Here is a 19,551-nt window from a genome sequence, read left to right as displayed (position 1 = left end):
ATCAATTACCTTAAATAGTAGCTGGCATCTTCTGCTTGACGAATACAGTGAAGCTCACCGTTTTGTAAAACGTACTCGGCGGCAAGTTCATGGCATAAAAAGTACGGCATGCTTTCGGTAAAGCCGTACGCACCACATTGACTAAACACCAGCCAGTCGTGCTCGTTTAAATCATTGGGTAATTGGTGTTCACCCAAACAATCAAGTGCTGTGCACAGTGGGCCATACAAACTCATCGCTTGCGTTGTTGCGTTTGATTCACGTAATAAACGTGCGGGGAAATCTTGGCTTGTGACCGCAGGGCGCAATAAGTGGTTTATTCCGCCACTTAAAATCACTTGCTGTTGATCATAATTAAGCTTGCTTTCAACCACTGGGGTTGCGTAATGACCACATTCACCAACAGCATAGCGGCCTAGCTCCATCCATAATTGTTCAACACCTGCATCACGCTTAATTTTTGCAAGCGCTGCTATTAATGCATCCCAGCTTAGAGTGGGGGCATCTAATGTATAAGGAATACCTAAACCACCACCTAAATCGAGTACTTTTAAATTGATATTTAAATCAGCTGCGAGTTGTTGTAATGGCGCGACCATTTGTGACCAAAGCTCGGCGAGTTTGTCACTGCTAAGCATATTACCCCATTGGAAAATATGCAGGCCGTCAAAGTTAAGTGCAGGGTAGTCATGAATGTTGAGTGCTTGCCATTCATCACAACCTAAGCCAAATGGCGTTAGGCTATCGCCACCCAGTGGGTTTTTTTCGCCCTCAGGCCAGCGTAATTGTACGCGTAGTAAAACCTGAAGCTGGCATTGTTGAGCTAGCGCCTGCTCATTTAGCCAGCGAACTTGATTGAGACTTTCGGCCACAAAAATACGTACGCCACGCTCAATAAAGTGTTTAATTTGTTTTGGGCTCTTTGCAGGCCCAGTGTTGAGCACGCGCTCGCTGTTAATACCTTGTGCTAGTACTTGCTCAAGTTCGCCTTTGCTTGCCACATCAAAATTAAAACCTGCGCTATCTAAGCTCTGTATCACTTTAGATAACGGGTTAGCTTTTACGGCATACCAAAGTTTTACTTCAGTTTGTGCCACTAAACGCGCTAAGTGCGTGTTTAGGGTATCAAGATCGTAAACAAAAAATGGTGTATCAAGCTGAGTTGATAACTCATCAATGGCGGTTTTAACTGGCGTGCTCAAAAAGGTCATTAACGTAAAACCTCTTCAAGAAGTAATGACGCATCACTTTGTTCATCACGGTATTTTACGATTAATGCGCATGACATGCTCAAGCCTTGTTCGCGCGCCCAGGCGTTAGATGCAGGACGAGAGCCAGGAATAACAATCGCGTATTCTGGAATTGGCTCGCCTTTATCTAGTTGACGCTCGTTAACACAGTCATAAACAGGAATAGTCGCTGATAAACGCACGCCCGGTGCAAGTACAGCGCCTTTTTTAACGACTACGCCTTCAACAATCACACAGCCTGCACCAATGAATGCATCGTCTTCTACCACAACTGGGCTTGCACCAATTGGCTCAAGTACGCCGCCTAATTGTACCGCTGCACTTAAATGCACATTTTTACCTACTTGCGCGCACGAACCTACTAAGGCGTGGCTATCAACCATAGTGCCTTCGTCAATAAATGCACCAATATTCACGTACGCTGGTGGCATAATGATCGTACCTTTAGCTACGTGCGCACCACGGCGTACACTTGAGCCACCAGGTACCATACGAACGCCAGCATCGGCTGTAAAACCTTGTGGTGCTAAATTGTGTTTATCAACAAATCCACCTGGGAATTCAGTATTAGTGCCGTTTTTAAACGCTTCTAAAATGCCCTGTTTAACGTCAACATTTGCATGCCATTGGCCGCTTTCGTCTTGTGTTGCTGCGCGTACTGCGCCCGATTCTAAATTATTTAATAGTTCTAACCAGCTCATTATAAAAACCTGTGTTTAATGCCAAGATAAAATGGTGTTGTTTGCATGACTGATGCAATCAGTTTGCGTTAACTCAAGATGCGTTAAAGGCGGACGTAAATACGGGCTACGAATACGCCCTTGTAAATGCATCAATACTTTAACGGGAATAGGGTTTGCCACGGCAAACAAGCTTTGAATCGCTTGAGACCAGTCGGCAAATAAATTGGGGTGTTGACCGCTAAGGCTACGTCTCACAAATTCATGGGTTTGCTCAGGCCATGCATTGGCAGCAACTGACACTAAGCCTTTCGCGCCTGCTTGTGCAAAGTAAGGCATTAGCGCGTCATCACCACTAAAGATTGCTAAATCAGGGGCTACTTTTCTAAAGCCTTCAAATTTGGCTATGTCGCCACTGGCTTCTTTCAGTGCCCATAAATTTTTATGATCTTTTAAATTACTGATGACCTCAGGAGGGATCGCAACGGCGCTACGCCCTGGCACGTTATAAAGCATACAAGGGTGCTTACTGGCATTGAGCAGGCTTTCAAACCAATGAGTTTGACCAACTACACCTGGTTTTGCATACACAGGAGAGCCAAGTAAATAGCCGTGAATAGGAAGTTGATTGCAGTATTCAACCCACGCAATTTGTTGCTTTAGGTTCATACCGCCAACGGCAACCATCAGTGGCACGGTTGGTGCTAATTGGCATACGTGCTCAACAATCGCTTGCTGCTCTTTTAATGTTAAGGCAAGACCTTCTCCGGTGCTGCCAAGTAATAATATACCATTGTTAGCTGCTTGTTGTTGTGCAACTAACTGGTTAAGTACGCCATAGTCGACGTCGCCTGCATCTGTAAAAGGGGTGACAAGCGCGGTCCATAATGGGTAGTTGTTTAAATTAAAGTTGTTGATCATCTCTCACGAACTTATAAATTATTCGAAGAGTTAAGGAAGCTTTTATGATTGGAGCCGCATTAACGTCGTTCGAACTAATAATTCGAAGAGCGAATGGGCTTAATACAATAGGGCGCAATGGCCTTATTATGCTAAGACCAGAAGCTCTCCACCAAACAAATTAACAGCGTTGCTGTTATTGGTGACAGTCGCTGGGATTCAACCCAGTCGCCCGAAATAACCCTTCACAAAAAGTGTTACTTCTCGGCGTTAATTCCCCTCACGTATGATCATTGGAGTTTTGTGCTCCTCACATACGCTACCTGAATAACGCACCTCTTCTAGCCCACAGCGCAAGTTTTAAGAAAAACTCACACCTTAAATAGGGGTAATGACGGAGATTAAAGCATTTTAGCCGTCTAGGTGTCAAGGATGGATATTTTTAAGTTAATTTACCCTGCAATGTGCTCCTGACATTTTTTTACAACGTAAATAACGTTACAGTAAGCTTAATAACAGTAGTGGTAGTGAATGATGGAAAAGTTTCAAGATATATATCAACGAGCGGCACAGAGAAAAGGTGGCGAAGCGATGTTACAGCAATTGCTTGTGGCTCCAAAAACAGCAATACAATTACGGACTCTACCTGATGATGTATGGCTTGAAGAATTTACCCGCAAGGTTTTTCAAAGTGGTTTTTATTGGTCGGTGATCAACAATAAATGGGCTGGCTTTCGTGACGTTTTTTGGGACTTCAGTGTCGAAAAGTTACTCATGATGCCACCGGATATGCTCGAGCAAAAAGCCAGTGATGAGCGAATTGTGCGTAACTTTAAAAAAGTACAAACCATTCCACATAACGCTTATATGATCCATGATGTTGCCACAGAACATGGTAGTTTTAGTCAATTTATTGCCGATTGGCCAACAGACGACATAATTGGTTTGTGGGGATATTTAAAAAAGCACGGTGCACGTTTAGGGGGTAACACAGGACCTTATGCATTACGTGCTCTTGGTAAAGATACCTTTTTATTATCTCGTGACGTAGAAAGTTATTTGCGGGCGCATAAAATAATTGATGGTGGCCTACAAACTAAAAAGTCACTAGCTGCGGCGCAAGCATTTTTTAATGAGTTACAACAGCAAAGCGGTTTAAGTTTACAAGAGCTAAGCTTAATTCTCGCGTACAGCGTGGGTGATAACCGCGTTGGCATACAAACAACCCAAGCTTAAGGAATACCATGAAACTCGTTGCGCGCTATACCCAGATTGCAGATGATTTTGCAGTACCAGATTTTCCTAGTGTCGTTGCAGCACCCACATTATTGTTGTGGAACGATGTTTTAGCTCAACAGCTTAATATTGATGTGGCCTGCGCTGAACGTGCAGACATTTTTGCTGGTAATCAAAGTAACAGTAACATAGAACCTGTTGCACTGGGTTATTCTGGGCATCAGTTTGGTCATTTCTCACCGCGATTGGGAGATGGTCGCGCACACTTACTAGGGGCGGTGACAGATCAAGAGCAACAGCTATGGGACATTCAGTTGAAAGGTTCGGGCGCTACGCCATTTTCACGCGGTGGTGATGGCCGTTGTGCAATCGGTCCTGCTGTACGTGAGTATATAATGAGTGAAGCCATGCATGCGCTCGGCGTACCCACTACACGTTGTTTGGCGGTTGTTGCCAGCGGCGAAACCGTCTACCGACAACCACCTCAGCCGGGAGCAATTGTAACCCGCGTTGCCAGCAGTCACATTCGAGTTGGCTCATTCCAGTATTTAGCCACACAAGGAGATGTTGCAGGTTTACGGGCCTTGGCTGATTTAGCCATTGAGCGACATTATCCTGAAATAACGACTTCTGGCGCTGAGCGCTATTTAGCATTTTTAGCTAAGGTTGTTGAAAAACAAATAGCCCTTGTGGTGAGTTGGATGCGAGTTGGTTTTATTCATGGCGTGATGAATACCGATAATACGCTAGTTAGCGGTGAAACCATTGATTACGGCCCTTGTGCGATGATGAATAAGTTTGATTTTGATACCGTATTTAGCTCTATAGACCGTCAAGGGCGTTATGCTTTTGGTCATCAGCCAAATATTGCAAATTGGAACTGTGCCCGTTTAGCCGAAAGTTTAATGCCTTTGATCAGTAGCGATGATGAGCAAGCGGTAGCCTTATTAAGCCCAATTATTAATGGCTTTGCTGAGCAGTTTAATCATGCATTTAGCCAAATGTGGGCGCAGAAGCTGGGACTTGATGGTGAGCAAGTAGGGGATAAAGAATTAGTTTCCGAGCTACTAACGTTGTTGAAAACGCACCAACTTGATTACACCAATACTTTTAATGCGTTGACGCAATCATTGCAAGGTAATAGTGATATACCTCAAGAGTTAACTACGTGGTCACAGAGTTGGTTACAAAGAACATCTGCCGACAGCTACTTTATAATGAGTAAAGTGAATCCAAAATTGATCCCGCGCAATCATATTATTGAAGATATCTTACAAGATTTTACGCGGCAGCAGCACAGTCCCATATTGAACGAATATTTGCATGCATTGCAACAGCCATATCAATCCCAAGTAAAAGAGTCATGGACTTTAGCCCCTAAAAATGAACTAAATTATCAGACATTTTGTGGTACCTGATGACGCACCACGCTGAGTTAGTATATTCCTATTTATATCGCTCCTCACTGAAAGTAAGTCATTATTGTGAGGAGATATTTACTTTGCTTACTTTAGGCTGATTATTAACTGTTATTCATTAATCTTTCATAAGAAATAAATACGCTTCCTACTTGTTGATTTAAAATTAACCAATATAATACACGTGAGAGTTTTAAAATTTACACGCGTACTAAAGTGCGCTTATCACTGTAAATACTGACTATGGGAGGTTTTTTTAGTGTTATGTTTGGGTGATTTAGCTGTAGGTTAGGTAAAGTCTTTTATCTCGTCTATACTTATTACTGTTTGTATTAAAACCACTTTAGTTGACAAAAACACAATTCAAGCGTTTTCGTTAAGTAATGATTAACAAATCTCTTTGTACTCAGGTTAAATGTTAAGAGCTAGGGTCACTTAGCTACAATTTTAATTGTGAAAATGGGAAGGAAACAATGAAATTAAAATCACTTACTATTGCTGTAGCACTAGCTGCAACTAGCGCTTCAAGTTTCGCAGCCGATAAAGAAGGCTTTTATATAGGTGCATTCGGCGACTATTATGATGCATCATGGGAAAATGTCCGAGGCAGTGCAGGCACTAACGTTGATGATTCAACAGGTTGGGGGGCGGAAATCGGTTATCGTTTTAACGACTACTGGAGCGCACGTTTAGAATACGCTGATATGGATTTTGATATCTCAAGCTCAAACCCTGCGATGACTGCAACAAGTATGGACGGAAAACGTTACGGTATTGATGGCCTATACCATATCAATGGCGGCCCTTTCTACGGGATCTTTGGTTTGAAAAATCTTGATGTTGTAGATGAAGATTTAATGTTTGCTAATCTGGGTGCAGGTTACCAACATTATTTTACAGATAATTTTGCTTTTAATGCTGAAACTTCTCTATATCAAGGTCTTGACCGTGGCTACACAGATGTTGGTGCTAAATTAGGTCTTAGTTATATCTTTGGTGACCAAAGTCCAGCACCTGCGCCAGTAGAGCCAGCGCCAGTAGTGGCGGGTCCTATGGACAGTGATAATGATGGTGTTATCGATGCTGATGACCAATGTGCTAATACACCGACGACTGATGCCGTTGATGATAACGGTTGCACATTGTATGAAGATAAAGAAGTAACAATGGCATTGTTAGTTACATTCCCGCACGATGTTGCCGAAGTACCAAATGGCTATTTTGATGATATTGCTGATTTAGCCGCGTTTATGAAAGAAAACGATGGAACATCAGTTTTATTAGAAGGTCATGCTTCAGCTGTAGGTGATGCTGATTACAATATGCAATTATCTAAAAAACGTGCACAAGATGTAGCAGATGTGCTAATTAAAGATGGCATCTCATCTGAAAGAGTATCTACTATTGGTTATGGTGAGGAGCGTTTGTTGAATACAGCAAACACACTTAAAGCTCACGCACAAAATCGCCGAGTAGAAGCTCAGGTTAAGAGTGTTGAACGAGTTAAAGTTCTTCGCAAATAATTTTATTTACTGAGCTAAAGTTGCTTTAACATTTTAACTCAGCAACTTTAGCTTTTAGAAAGTTGACTTGATTAACTCAAGTCGACTTTTTTTGCTTTTAAAATACCTACCAATATTTACTTTTTGAGTAAACGGGCTAACACTGTATGATGTTACTCTTGACTACTTAATCATTTTTCGCTTTTAATTAAAGTGAATTTAAACTTGATTTAAAGTAATAAAGCCGTAAATAATTGTAGTATTCTTATTGTTAATCAATTAATTTGTCGAAGTTTGAAATGAGTTAAATAATTTTGAGAGCTCGCGAAATATCTAGCGAGTTAAGAATTGATATAGGTATTGTCGTATTTTGTGTTGTTCCAACCTATTGGACTTCACTATAAATTTCAGTTTCTATAGGCTTATTAAGTTTGGATTAATTGGTCATCATCTATCTTAGAGCGAGTTTGGCCAAATGGCCTTTAGGTATTTTTAATGGAAAGGAATGAAACATGAAACTTAAATCTCTTACTATTGCTTTAGCACTAGCTGCAACTAGCGCTTCAAGCTTCGCGGCTGAAAAAGAAGGCTTCTTTATCGGTGCTTTTGGCGATTACTATGATGCATCATGGGAAAATGTTCGTGGTAGTGCTGGTACTAATGTTGATGATTCAACGGGTTGGGGTGCTGAGCTAGGTTATCGTTTTAACGATTACTGGAGCGCACGTTTAGAATATGCAGATATGGATTTTGATATCTCAAGTTCAAACCCAGCTATGACTGCAACGAGCATGGACGGCGATCGTTTAGGTATTGATGGTCTTTACCACATTAACGGCGGCCCTTTCTATGGTATTTTTGGTCTTAAGCAATTAGACATTACTGAAAATTTAATGTTTGCTAACTTAGGTGCTGGTTATCAACACTATTTCACAGATAACTTTGCATTCAACGCTGAAGCTACAATGTACCAAGGACTTGACCGTGGTTACACTGATGTTGCTGGTAAGCTTGGTCTTAGCTATATTTTTGGTGAGCAAGGTTCATCAGCTCCAGTTGAAGCAGCTCCTACAGCAGCTGTTGTTCCAGTAGCTGTTGCTCCAGTTGACAGTGATGGCGATAACATCCCAGATGCAGACGACCAATGTGCAAACACACCAATGACTGACGCTGTAGATGGCACTGGTTGTACATTATATGAAGATCGTGAAGTAACTAAGAGCTTATTAATTACTTTCCCTAATAATACTTCTAAAGTATCGCAAAAATACTTAGATGATATTGATGCAGCGGTTGCATTCTTAAAAGAGTACCCAGGAACTGAAGTTCTTTTAGAAGGTCACACTTCTTCAGTGGGTAAAGCTGACTATAACAAATGGTTATCTAAAAAACGTGCTGACGCTGTTGCAGCTCGTCTTATTGAAGATGGTATTGATAAAAAACGTATCATTACTGTTGGTTTAGGCGAAGAGCGTCTTAAAAACCCTGCAAACACGGCTGAAGCGCATGCTGAGAACCGTCGTGTTGAAGCGCATGTAACTGTTATTGAACGCGTAAAAGTAGAGCGTTAATACTATCTTAAATTAAAAAAACCCAGCAATGCTGGGTTTTTTTATGCCTGATAATAACTGGGTTGTAATTAATATTCATGTGATTGGTATTTTCCTTAATTAACATTCACATAATTTATAGTGAGTATTATGTTTTGCTTTACAGGATGGATTTTAATCTATACTTAAAAGCTTTATTATAAATCGTCAAAATACTTTCACGTCACCAAAGAGGGCTATATTGTGCTACAGGATTATCGTAAACACGTAGAAGAACGTGCCGAATTAGGTATCGTACCAGCGCCATTAGATGCTCAGCAAACAGCTGATCTTATTGAGCTAGTTAAAACTCCCCCGGCTGGTGAAGAAGAGTTTATTCTAAATTTACTGGTGAACCGTGTACCACCTGGTGTGGATGATGCAGCGTATATTAAAGCTGGCTTTTTAGCCGCAATTGCTAAAGGGGGTGCATCGTCGCCGCTTATCTCAAAAGCAAAAGCCGTAGAACTACTGGGTACAATGCTTGGTGGTTACAATATCGCCCCTCTGATTGATTTACTTGATGATGAGTCGCTTGCGCCAATCGCCGCTAAAGGCCTTGCTAATACCCTATTAATGTTTGATGCATTTTATGATGTTGAAGAGAAGGCCAAAGCAGGTAATAGCTTTGCTAAGCAAGTGATTGAATCATGGGCAGATGCACAGTGGTTTACTAGCAAGCCAGCTGTTGCTGAAAAAATTTCTGTGACTGTTTTTAAAGTAACCGGCGAGACAAACACTGATGATTTATCACCCGCACCGGATGCTTGGTCTCGTCCAGATATCCCTCTACATGCTTTAGCAATGTTAAAAATTGAACGCGATGGTATCAAACCAGATAAAGACGGTGAAGTCGGGCCAATTACGCAGCTAGAAGAATTAAAAGCAAAAGGCCTGCCCTTGGCGTATGTTGGTGATGTTGTTGGGACGGGCTCCTCCCGTAAGTCTGCCACTAACTCGGTGCTTTGGTTTATGGGTGATGATATTCCGTTTGTACCAAACAAGCGTGTTGGTGGTGTATGTTTAGGCAATAAAATAGCGCCAATCTTCTTTAATACGATGGAGGATTCTGGTGCGTTACCAATTGAGTTGAATGTTGATGAACTTAATATGGGTGAACAAATTGATATCTATCCATATGAAGGTGTTGTGAAGCGCTACGGTACAGATGAAGTGATCTCCACATTCGAACTTAAATCAGATGTCATTCTTGATGAGGTTCGTGCTGGTGGTCGGATCCCACTGATCATTGGTCGTGGCTTAACTGATAAAGCCCGTACCTCCCTTGGCTTAGGTGCAACGGATGTATTTAAAGTACCCGCTATCACTGAGCTGTCTGATAAAGGCTTTACACTTGCACAAAAAATGGTGGGTAAAGCATGTAACGTAACGGGCATTCGTCCTGGCCAATACTGCGAACCAAAAATGACCACGGTCGGTTCGCAAGATACTACCGGCCCGATGACACGGGATGAGCTTAAAGATCTTGCCTGTTTAGGCTTCTCAGCCGATTTAACTATGCAGTCTTTTTGTCATACATCAGCTTACCCTAAACCGATTGATGTTAACACGCATCATACACTACCCGATTTTATCATGAACCGTGGTGGCGTATCACTGCGTCCAGGAGATGGTGTAATTCACTCCTGGCTAAACCGTATGTTATTACCAGATACCGTAGGTACTGGTGGTGATTCACATACCCGATTCCCTCTAGGTATTTCATTTCCTGCAGGTTCCGGTGCTGTTGCATTTGCAGCCGCAACAGGCGTTATGCCTCTTGATATGCCTGAATCAATTCTGGTTCGATTTAAAGGTAAAATGCAAGCGGGTATTACGTTACGTGACCTTGTTCATGCAATCCCTTACTTTGCTATAAAAGAAGGTTTATTGACGGTTGAAAAGAAAGGTAAGATCAACGAGTTCTCTGGTCGTATTCTAGAAATTGAAGGGGTGGAGCATTTAACGGTTGAGCAAGCTTTTGAGTTATCAGATGCATCTGCAGAGCGTTCAGCTGCTGGTTGTACTGTGAAGCTCTCTAAAGAGTCGATTGCTGAGTATTTAGAATCAAATATTGTGATGCTTAAGTGGATGATCTCTGAAGGCTACGGTGATGTACGTACCATTGAGCGTCGCATTACAGCAATGCAACAATGGTTAGCAAATCCAGAGTTGATGGAAGCTGACGCAGATGCAGAATATAAACACGTCCTAGAAATCGACCTGGCCGATATCAATGAACCCATTCTATGTGCGCCAAATGACCCTGACGATGCACGTTTACTATCTGATGTTACGGGCGAGAAAATCGACGAAGTATTTATTGGTTCATGTATGACTAATATTGGTCACTTCCGCGCGGCAGGTAAATTGCTTGATGGTTTTACTGGGCGTATTCCAACTCAATTGTGGGTTGCTCCACCAACTAAGATGGATAAAGACCAGCTTACCGATGAAGGTTATTACGGTATATTTGGTCGCGTAGGCGCTCGCATTGAAACGCCAGGGTGTTCATTGTGTATGGGTAACCAAGCGCGTGTTGCAGATAAGGCGACGGTGGTTTCTACTTCTACCCGCAACTTTCCAAATCGCTTAGGTAATGGCGCGAATGTATTTTTAGCCTCCGCTGAGCTTGCTGCTGTCGCGGCTATTTTAGGTAAGTTACCAACACCTGCTGAATATCAAGAATATGCTGCGAAAATTAATGCAACAGCAGCTGACACATACCGTTACTTAAACTTCCACCGCATGCCTGTTTACACTAAAAAAGCAGACAAAGTGATTATTCAACAGGCAGTTTAAACGCTTGTCTTTGTTAAAAAGCCCGTTTTATACGGGTTTTTTGTTAAGTCTATATTCATTTTCACTTGACTGATTATTCACTTAAGCTAAACTTTGCCTATAAATATTAACAAATGTTATTTGTTGTAACCAAGGATGGTACATGATTTCAGATTATCTTCCTTGCTTGCTGCATGTTTATAAATATCAATGTAGTGTAAGGTGAGAAAATGAAACCCTTCTTGTTGCCATCAATAATTTTATTTAGCGCATCAATTTATGCAACTCCAAACCCCTCATTTAGTGAAATACGCGTTGGCTTTGAAAGTGTTGGCTATAGTGAAACGTTAGGGGATGTTGCTGGTTTTGGTCAGTTAAGTCAGTCAATAGATGTAACTAATACAACGATTCGCCAAGTTTCTTATAGCGGTCTTAATGATGATTGGGGCTATTATATTGACTCCGCAACCACGTTTATTCCCGAAATAGAAACAGAAACCTGGAGTATGGGGGAGTTTGGCGCGGTACAAGAAAATGCGTTCAAAATTCGTTCTAGTGAAGTCGGTGCCAAAGCTGCGTATAACTTTAGTCAAGCTGTTCAGATAACAGCTGGAATTAAATTTTTCACTTCTAGCTTTACTCGTTCAAACTTTTCTTTTGTACAACCTGGCGCCGATGCGTTTGATCAAGCTCTAATGGCAATCTCTGATGATCCAAATAATCCTGCTCGTTATACCTTGCCAGGTATGGATGGTGGGCACACTGGGGCTCAGCAAGATTACACTTCAAATTTAAGCCCCGTTATTTCGGTATCAGAAGATCAAATGGGCATCTTATTAAGTTTAGGAGCTCGCTTTGACAGTCGTTTACAAGATAGCTTCAACAAATATAGTTGGTACGTTGAAGGTGAGGTAAGTTCACCTATGTATTCACAAATTCAAAATACCCAATTTGAAACCACAACTTTGACCGATAACTTTAATGGTTGGGGAGTCTTTGCAAGAGCTGGAATGCGTTATCAGGTGTTACAGCATGTTGCGATCATCGCAGGTATAGACGCAAACTATAAAACCAGAGACGTGGTAACCGAAAACTTAGCGAATGGTCAGCGTTTAAGAGTCCCTGAGGTTGAGTACACAAATATTGCGTATACATTCGGTGTGCAATGGAGCTACTAATGAAGAAAATATTACTAGCAACAATTATCGTAACTGTGGGCTTAACGGGTTGCAAAACCATCGAGTCAGTACAAAAAGATTTAGGCAGCATTACCTCTGGACTGACTGGTGAACAAGCAACACCTGAGCAATTACAACTGGCTTATGAAAAGGCTGAGCAAGCTTTTCAAGAAGCGTTAACAGCTTATAACTTAATAGATTCAGAATCTTTGGCTGATTTTGATGCAGAGAAAGTCGCTGAAGCTAAAAAGATTTGGCAAGTGCTTGATCGTGAGTTTGATGAATTAAGGTTGTCACCAGAGCATGCACTTGATAGTGCTTCATTATTTTCATCGGATACGGTTGCAGATGAAGTCATGGAGCAAAGTTTAGAGGTTATTAATTTAGTTACTGCTGCGAGTTTATCTAAAGAGCGAATTACGGCTGTATTGAAACCGGTTAGAGATGAATTTGCTGTACTTACTCAGATCGATGCCAAAATTCATTTTGAGAAGCGCTACGCTTTATTAGATGAGCAGCACCAAGAGTTAAAAGAGCTCCTCATAGATGGTAAAGAAGCGCAGGTAGAAAAGTATGTCCCACAGCTTTTAGAGCAGTTAACAGCATTAGAAAAAGACGCAGTGGTGCAGTTTTATTTTTCAGAACATATTAATAAAATCTATAGCTTAGCTAATTCAGATAAAGTCAGTGTGTTTCCTGTGGTGTATGGTGACGTAAAGAGCCAGCTAGCGGAAGGGCAAGCTTACGCTCAGAAAAATTACCGAGACTATGACAATATAAAAGTAGCCGCAGATCTTGTTGCCCATCAAATCGATCGTATAAACAGTCTGTTTAGTGAGTATACAGAGTTAAAAACAGCGTTAGGTAATAAAGAGATTGAGAGTGAGCTGCTTAAATTTGAAGCCGAGCTAGCCGAACTTACCGAAGCGGTAGGTTTAGGAGACTTAAGAAACCTTACCTTTTCAGAACAATTAAAAGAAGTTAAAAATAAATTATAAAGTTTTGATTTGAATACAAGCCATAGAACCTCTATGGTTTTTTTTAGTTATCGGGTGAGCGAACTAATTTACTGAACTTTATCCATTTAAAAGGGGAAAGAAAATGGATTTTTGCAACAGCAAACTACGCATTGGTTTATTTACGAGTGCACTACTTTTAACTGGCTGCGGAGGCGGCGGTGATGACAGCGGGGGCTCAACACCGCCTCCCCCAATTGATCCAGTCAATCAGAGCCCAACAGTTAGCATAACCGCGCCTGCAGAGACGATAGAGCAAGAGGCATTTACCCTCAATGCAGCTGCAAGTGATAGCGATGGGAGTATAGCTTCATATAGCTGGAGTCATGATGCAAGTATCGAGTTGACTAGCGATGGCCTGTCAGCAGCAAATGCGACGTTCACTTCTGCAGATATAACAGAAGATATAACAGTTAATTTTACAGTTACAGTAACAGATGATGATGGCGCTACAGCTTCAAAAACACAAGAAGTTGTAATTAAGCGTAAAGTGTCGAACGTTACCATTACAGGGGTAGTTACAGATGAGCCAATCGCTAATGCTGAACTTGAGATTGTTGTAGGGAATGAATCTTTTGCAACACAGGCAAATGCGAATGGTCGTTATACCCAAGAGTTAATTATCGACGAAGGTTCAGGCAAAAAACTGGTACGTGTAAAAGCTAAAGGCTTAGACTCATTAAACCCAGGTGTTGAGTTTGTGTCGCAATTAAGCTCGGTAGAAAAGCTACTTGAGCAAGCAGGTGATGATAACGTACTTGATAGTAATGATAACTTTGGTGTAAACATCACTAATGTTACAACGGCTGAATTTGCACTTTTAACACGTAACGGTGCTGAACCAACCACTACTGAAGAGCTTGACGCAGCTCTTTTAAATGTTGATGCGGATGAAAAAATTCAACTTGCGACCTTAATTAAAATCGTTGTTGATAACCCTGCTTATCAATTACCTGAAGGTGTAAATAGTACCCTGGAACTGGTTGCTGATGAAAATGTTGCTAAAACGTTTGAAGAGCAAGTTAATGAACAAGATCCACAGTTAATTGAAGAAACTAAAAAACAAATTAAAGAAGACGACGATCTTGTAACAGGTAGTAAGGAAGCATTAGTGGGTGAATTTATTATTAACTCACCCCGTTATTATAATAATCGCGCATTTCACTTAACACTATCAGCAGATGGTAATGGTCAACTTCATTCCAATACGAGCTCTAATGTAACGATGACTCAAGAGGGGGGGATTTACAATCTTGCACTAGCTAATGACGTGATTATTTATAAAGCTCATGCAGGAATGAGCAGCTCTGATCCTGAAGAAACGATGAAATTAAAAGCAATAAGTTTCCAAATCTTAGCTGAAAATGATGTGTTTAAGACCATAGAAGTGACACGTACAACACAAATCGAGACTCTTGATCAACAGACCGGTATTGTCACAACGAGCCCTGCAGAAGAGTATACTTATACCACTAATTTAATTAACAAATTTAAAACTATTGCTTTAACTGCCACAGAATTAACAGCAAATACTTGGCTCTTTCAAGCAGATGACAGCAGTTTTGATGGTACTACCGAGCGTGAAGAACCAGAGGAGTTACGCTTTTATACTGATGGTACAGGCGATGTAAACAATGACAGTAGTGAAAGTTTTAACTGGGTATTAGATGGCACCAAATTATCTGTTAGCTATGATGAAGATGGCGAAGTTGGTGTAATTGATTTTTGGTTTACCAAGACGTTATCGGCAGGCTACCAGCTGGTTGCTTTAGACACCAGCTCTGATGAGTCAGGTAACTCACTAACAGGTTTAATTGTTAAGCAGGCTGATGTAACGACTACCAATGAAGATCTTATAGGTCGTTGGCATGGCTTTGTTGGTACAGCACAAAACTATGATCTTAATCTGCATAGTGATGGCACAGTAATGATAGGTCTGGGTTACACAGGCTATCAAGGTTACCTAGAAGATGGCGTGTTTATACGTAAGCGTTTTGTTTACAACAACCAGCTGGTAACTAGCTGTGAAGGCTTTGATAGTAGCTGTTACCTAGCGGATGATATGGTTCATGAGTTTATAAATATTGTTGATAATCAGTTTTATATATTAAGAACGCAATCCTCTTATGATCAGCAAGGTAATATTACTGAGCAAGTTCGTGCTATTTTAATCTATGAATACAGTGAAGACTTGTCGTATTCAGAGTTCACCGAAGAATTATTGGAAAACTACACTCAGTTTTATAGCCAAAATGGTAATACAGATCAGTTATACTCAAACTATACAGATCAAGGTATTGATTACACACTTGAAATTAATGGTGAGCAATATACTGGGCTTGTATTCGATGATGGTGTATTAAGCTATGAGGTGGACGGCACAACCTGGTATTTCGAACTTGTTTCAGCTGATGAGAATGCGATTGTTGTTTGTCATTACCAACAAGGTAGTGAGTGTTCAGCAGCAACACAGATCAGCTATTTACCTAAGCGCCCTAAAGTAACACTTACTGCAAACTCCACAGGTAACGGTGAGTTATCACCGATAGTTCAAGACTCATTCACTTATCAAAATGTTGGTTTTGAAATACTGCCAGCAGAAGGCTACGTAGTAGATAGCATTACGGGGTGTGAAGGCTATATAGAAGGTAACCATTACATTGCATTTGCAAGTAACACTGATTGTGAAATTACAGCGACCTTTAAAGAGCAACAGCAAGTAGCGGGTAACTTCATAATTGGTAATCAAGATCTGTATTACGCAAGTGCTTATACAGTTGAGTTGCGTGAAGATAACACTGGCTCTTTAACCTACAACGGTAAAGTTGATGTAACGTGGACAGAAACTACTGAGGGTGTAATAGAAATTACTCCTTTAAGTGATTTTGTTTTACAAGAATACGAAAGCTACTCTAATAGTACAGGGACGCTTGTTGTTACTAAAGATATCGCAACAAAACTTACATTAACTCCACTTCCTGAAAAAGGTAGTCATTGGTTCGAATTAACGCGAGACATTGAGCAATACCAAGATGATGTGCTTGTTGACGAATACACAAGTTCATATGAAGTGGACAAAACAACGCTAGACCAGCGTTTAGCTATTACAGCAGATGACATCGTTGGTGAGTGGTCAATCGACCTTGTAGGTGAAGATACGGTATACAAAGTTACGTTTAATGATGATGGTACTGGTATATCTCATAATATTAGCGATTTATTTGAAGAAGAACTTACTTGGCAGATTGTTGATAATTCTATCGCTTTATCTTTCCCTCTAGATGACGGAACTGAATCATTTTATATTACTAAAGATTTAAACATCGGTTACCAGGTTGTAACCCAAGGAGAGTATGAAGGTGAGCATTATACCGATTCAGGCATCATGGTGCGCCGAAGTGAACAAGCTATAACAGCAGATAATTTTGCAGGCCGTCACCAATTTAGAGATGGCCATGATATTGATACTCATTGGTCTGAAATTCAAGTTTACGATGATGGTGAGATTTTCTTTACCTTTGGAACAAGCTCTTACCAAAGAGGGTTTGAAGATGGTCATTTAAAGCGTGACCTATATACCGAGTATGTTGATGGTTACCCACAAAGAGTAGATTGGTGTGATGTTGCTTTAGATACGTGTACTCTTGAAGGGGAGTTTATATATACTTTAGTAGCTGTAGATGGTCAGCGATATTATATAGAGCGTACTGTTGGTGGAACCAATTTAGGAGACACCACGGCACATTTATATATCCATGATTTTACAGGTTCATCCAAAGTTGATCGGTTTTATGAATATAATCTTGGTTTTACCTTATATCAAAATGACAATAATGGTATTGCTCGCTGGGCAGTGAGTTATGGTGATTACGATGAAGCCCTAGATAAACAATACTATACTTTCCAAATTGATGATGCTGAGCCTGTAAATGTTGAGCTGATTGACGGTAAATTAGAGCTAATACTTGATGGCCAAGATACTGTTATTGAATTAATTGATAACAACCGTCGTGATATTACTTTCTGTAAATACTTAAAAGGCAATAGTTGCCTTGAGGAAGATAAAGTTTACTTATCGTTTGATGCTCCGCAACATACTATTACAGTTAATAGTGATAGCAATGGTTCGCTTGGTGTCGGTGATGAGAGCTTTGTAAGGCATGGTTCATCGTGGTGGACGTCAATTGACCCTAACCCAGGTTATGTACTTAATACTATTTCTGGGTGTGATGGTTTTATAGAAGGCGATGGCTATCGAGTTTCATCCGTTACGGAAAGTTGTCAAATTGATGTCACGTTTAAAGAGTTTGTCCCATTATCTATTCAGGCAAATGTTACCGATCCTGCGCTTGCTATGTGTGTTGATAATTCTGGGAAAACTAATTTAGAGAGTGTTACAGAGTTAAATTGCCAATATGAAGGTTATGGTGAAATTACAGCGCTGGCTGGACTGGAAGCATTTACAAACATAGAAAGTATAGGTCTTAGTAATGTAAATGTAGGCGAAAACCTCAATTTAACCAATCTGCCTTTACTACGTCAGCTTTCAATTAATGATAGCCAAGTAAGTACAATTGAGGTTGCAGATCCTGCTTTAATTGAAGTGTTGAAATTAAATGCAATTGGGTTAACAACATTCGATCTTAGTCGTTATGTTAATTTACTAGAGCTTGATTTAAGTAATAACAAGCTTACCCAGCTAGATGTTAGCGCGAACCCATTAATTGCTCATTTATGGGTAAGTAGTAATGAACTTATAGAGCTGGATCTTAGCAATCAGCCTTTATTGGTTCAACTTGGCGCTTGGGCTAATAACATAAGTACATTATCTCTCGCCAGCACCGATAACTTGATTCATCTTGATGTAGAGCGTAATGCTTTAGCAATCTTAGATGTTAGTGATAAAGCTAATTTAGAAATTCTTTGGGTTAACAACAACCCGCTAAGTTCATTAGATTTAACTCAAAATACCAAGTTGCAGAGACTTTATGCGAACTCTTTAGAGTTACATGAGTTAAATTTATCAAATAATCTTGAATTGGAATTTTTAGACATTAGTTACAGTTATGGCTTAGCTGGACTAAATCTAAGTCATCTTGAAGATCTATATACTCTACGTATCGACGGATTAGACTCAAGCTTAATTAGTAATGAACAGTTCCCACATATTAGGAGGTTAGAATTTAACAACGCGGATTTAACTTCATTTGATACAAGTGGTCTAATTAATTTAAGAGAGTTATTCTTGCAAGGTAATCAGTTTACTTTAAGTGAGCAAATAAATATTGCCTCTCCATCACAACTGATATCAGTGGGTTTAGGCAACAACCAACAATTAAGTTCATTTGACACTAGTTTGTTTATAAACTTAGAGTCCGCATATTTGGACAGTACGAATATAGCAAATATCGATTTTTCAAATAATACAGCTTTAACTGAGGTAAGGCTCAGTAACTCGAATTTATCGACGATTACAGGGGTTGATTTTATTGCTGAAAAATCAGCTATATTAGAGTTTCATAATAATCCATTAAGTAATGAAACCGTTAACTATTTGGAAGATTTGCGTAATAACCAAGATTATTACAACATTTATTATAGTCAAGTTTATGCTGTAAATGTTGTTGTTTCGGGTAATGGTGTGGTAAGTGAGAATAGTTTTACACTAGGAGATAATGAAACTCGTGGTCTGAGTCTATATCCAGATGAAGGTTATGAAGTTGGTTCTGCCTCAGGTTGTAATGGTACTTGGCACTCAGCTGACTATTATGAAGTAGGTCCAATCACAGAGTCGTGTGAAGTAAATGTTGAGTTTGTAGAGACAACACCTTAAGTTTATTGAATACCTTTTATAGATGAGAAAACGACCACCTTATGTGGTCGTTTTCATTTTTAAATTAAAAATTCAATAAAACTCACTTTTAGATCTTATTTTTATACATTTAGCTGCCTTTAACCAAATAAAGACGCAAAAAATTCTATCTATTTGCATTAAAATCCC

General features: G+C 40.2%; 11 protein-coding genes and 1 riboswitch. Of the genes, 8 read left to right on the top strand and 3 right to left on the bottom strand.

The annotated features are described in order from the left end of the window. Positions 1-5: 5 nt before the first annotated feature. Genes KAN5_RS12975 through dapA form a run of 3 tightly spaced genes read right to left on the bottom strand, consistent with a single transcriptional unit; the run spans position 6 to position 2,851 of the window. Positions 6-1,211, bottom strand: coding sequence for a PLP-dependent decarboxylase (locus tag KAN5_RS12975; RefSeq protein WP_244389867.1), 1,206 nt, complete (start codon positions 1,209-1,211; stop codon positions 6-8). Continuing rightward, entirely contained in the window at positions 1,211-1,951 is a 741-nt protein-coding gene (locus tag KAN5_RS12970; protein WP_138555023.1) for a 2,3,4,5-tetrahydropyridine-2,6-dicarboxylate N-succinyltransferase, read from the bottom strand. The genes KAN5_RS12975 and KAN5_RS12970 overlap by 1 nt, the downstream gene beginning before the upstream one ends. Before the next feature lie 15 nt (positions 1,952-1,966). Beyond that, entirely contained in the window at positions 1,967-2,851 is an 885-nt protein-coding gene (gene dapA, locus KAN5_RS12965) for a 4-hydroxy-tetrahydrodipicolinate synthase (protein WP_016709087.1), read from the bottom strand. A 133-nt stretch (positions 2,852-2,984) separates the two neighbouring features. Next, a riboswitch (Lysine riboswitch) is annotated at positions 2,985-3,179 on the bottom strand. 185 nt (positions 3,180-3,364) lie between these two features. On the opposite strand from dapA, the gene KAN5_RS12960 reads away from it, so the two are divergent. The 8 genes from KAN5_RS12960 to KAN5_RS12925 all read left to right on the top strand — a co-directional run bounded on the left by KAN5_RS12960 (position 3,365) and on the right by KAN5_RS12925 (position 19,383). Then, complete coding sequence (locus KAN5_RS12960; RefSeq protein ID WP_016709089.1) at positions 3,365-4,066, top strand: DNA-3-methyladenine glycosylase I; 702 nt, start codon at positions 3,365-3,367, stop codon at positions 4,064-4,066. Between the two features lie 8 nt (positions 4,067-4,074). Continuing rightward, a complete protein-coding gene (locus tag KAN5_RS12955) occupies positions 4,075-5,484 on the top strand; it encodes a protein adenylyltransferase SelO family protein (protein WP_016709090.1) in 1,410 nt (469 codons plus the stop codon). Positions 5,485-5,957: 473 nt separating this feature from the next. After that, positions 5,958-7,007, top strand: a complete 1,050-nt coding sequence (locus KAN5_RS12950; protein WP_016709091.1) for an OmpA family protein — start codon at positions 5,958-5,960, stop codon at positions 7,005-7,007. Between the two features lie 491 nt (positions 7,008-7,498). Next, complete coding sequence (locus tag KAN5_RS12945) at positions 7,499-8,557, top strand: OmpA family protein (protein ID WP_016709092.1); 1,059 nt, start codon at positions 7,499-7,501, stop codon at positions 8,555-8,557. Positions 8,558-8,779: 222 nt separating this feature from the next. Then, positions 8,780-11,377 (top strand): bifunctional aconitate hydratase 2/2-methylisocitrate dehydratase, encoded by a 2,598-nt coding sequence (gene acnB / locus KAN5_RS12940; RefSeq protein WP_244389865.1) that lies wholly within the window; start codon positions 8,780-8,782, stop codon positions 11,375-11,377. Positions 11,378-11,586: 209 nt separating this feature from the next. Then, positions 11,587-12,534, top strand: a complete 948-nt coding sequence (locus KAN5_RS12935; RefSeq protein WP_016709094.1) for a hypothetical protein — start codon at positions 11,587-11,589, stop codon at positions 12,532-12,534. Continuing rightward, a complete protein-coding gene (locus KAN5_RS12930) occupies positions 12,534-13,532 on the top strand; it encodes a hypothetical protein (protein ID WP_016709095.1) in 999 nt (332 codons plus the stop codon). Before KAN5_RS12935 ends, KAN5_RS12930 begins: the two co-directional genes overlap by 1 nt. Before the next feature lie 103 nt (positions 13,533-13,635). Next, on the top strand, positions 13,636-19,383 hold the full coding sequence (locus tag KAN5_RS12925; protein WP_244389864.1) for a hypothetical protein: 5,748 nt from the start codon (positions 13,636-13,638) through the stop codon (positions 19,381-19,383). Positions 19,384-19,551 lie beyond the last annotated feature (168 nt).

Origin of the sequence: Pseudoalteromonas sp. KAN5, assembly GCF_022846535.1 — a bacterium.
In the GTDB taxonomy this organism is placed as follows: domain Bacteria; phylum Pseudomonadota; class Gammaproteobacteria; order Enterobacterales; family Alteromonadaceae; genus Pseudoalteromonas; species Pseudoalteromonas haloplanktis.
This window is presented reverse-complemented; position numbering and strand designations above follow the sequence as displayed.

Excerpts from the sequence above, each read along its gene's own strand:
- KAN5_RS12935 (WP_016709094.1), top strand. The coding sequence starts at position 11,587 with ATGAAACCCTTCTTGTTGCCATCAATAATTTTATTTAGCGCATCAATT.
- KAN5_RS12970 (WP_138555023.1), bottom strand. The coding sequence starts at position 1,951 with ATGAGCTGGTTAGAACTATTAAATAATTTAGAATCGGGCGCAGTACGC.
- KAN5_RS12925 (WP_244389864.1), top strand. The coding sequence starts at position 13,636 with ATGGATTTTTGCAACAGCAAACTACGCATTGGTTTATTTACGAGTGCA.
- KAN5_RS12960 (WP_016709089.1), top strand. The coding sequence starts at position 3,365 with ATGGAAAAGTTTCAAGATATATATCAACGAGCGGCACAGAGAAAAGGT.
- KAN5_RS12945 (WP_016709092.1), top strand. The coding sequence starts at position 7,499 with ATGAAACTTAAATCTCTTACTATTGCTTTAGCACTAGCTGCAACTAGC.
- KAN5_RS12955 (WP_016709090.1), top strand. The coding sequence starts at position 4,075 with ATGAAACTCGTTGCGCGCTATACCCAGATTGCAGATGATTTTGCAGTA.
- dapA (WP_016709087.1), bottom strand. The coding sequence starts at position 2,851 with ATGATCAACAACTTTAATTTAAACAACTACCCATTATGGACCGCGCTT.
- KAN5_RS12975 (WP_244389867.1), bottom strand. The coding sequence starts at position 1,211 with ATGACCTTTTTGAGCACGCCAGTTAAAACCGCCATTGATGAGTTATCA.
- KAN5_RS12950 (WP_016709091.1), top strand. The coding sequence starts at position 5,958 with ATGAAATTAAAATCACTTACTATTGCTGTAGCACTAGCTGCAACTAGC.
- KAN5_RS12930 (WP_016709095.1), top strand. The coding sequence starts at position 12,534 with ATGAAGAAAATATTACTAGCAACAATTATCGTAACTGTGGGCTTAACG.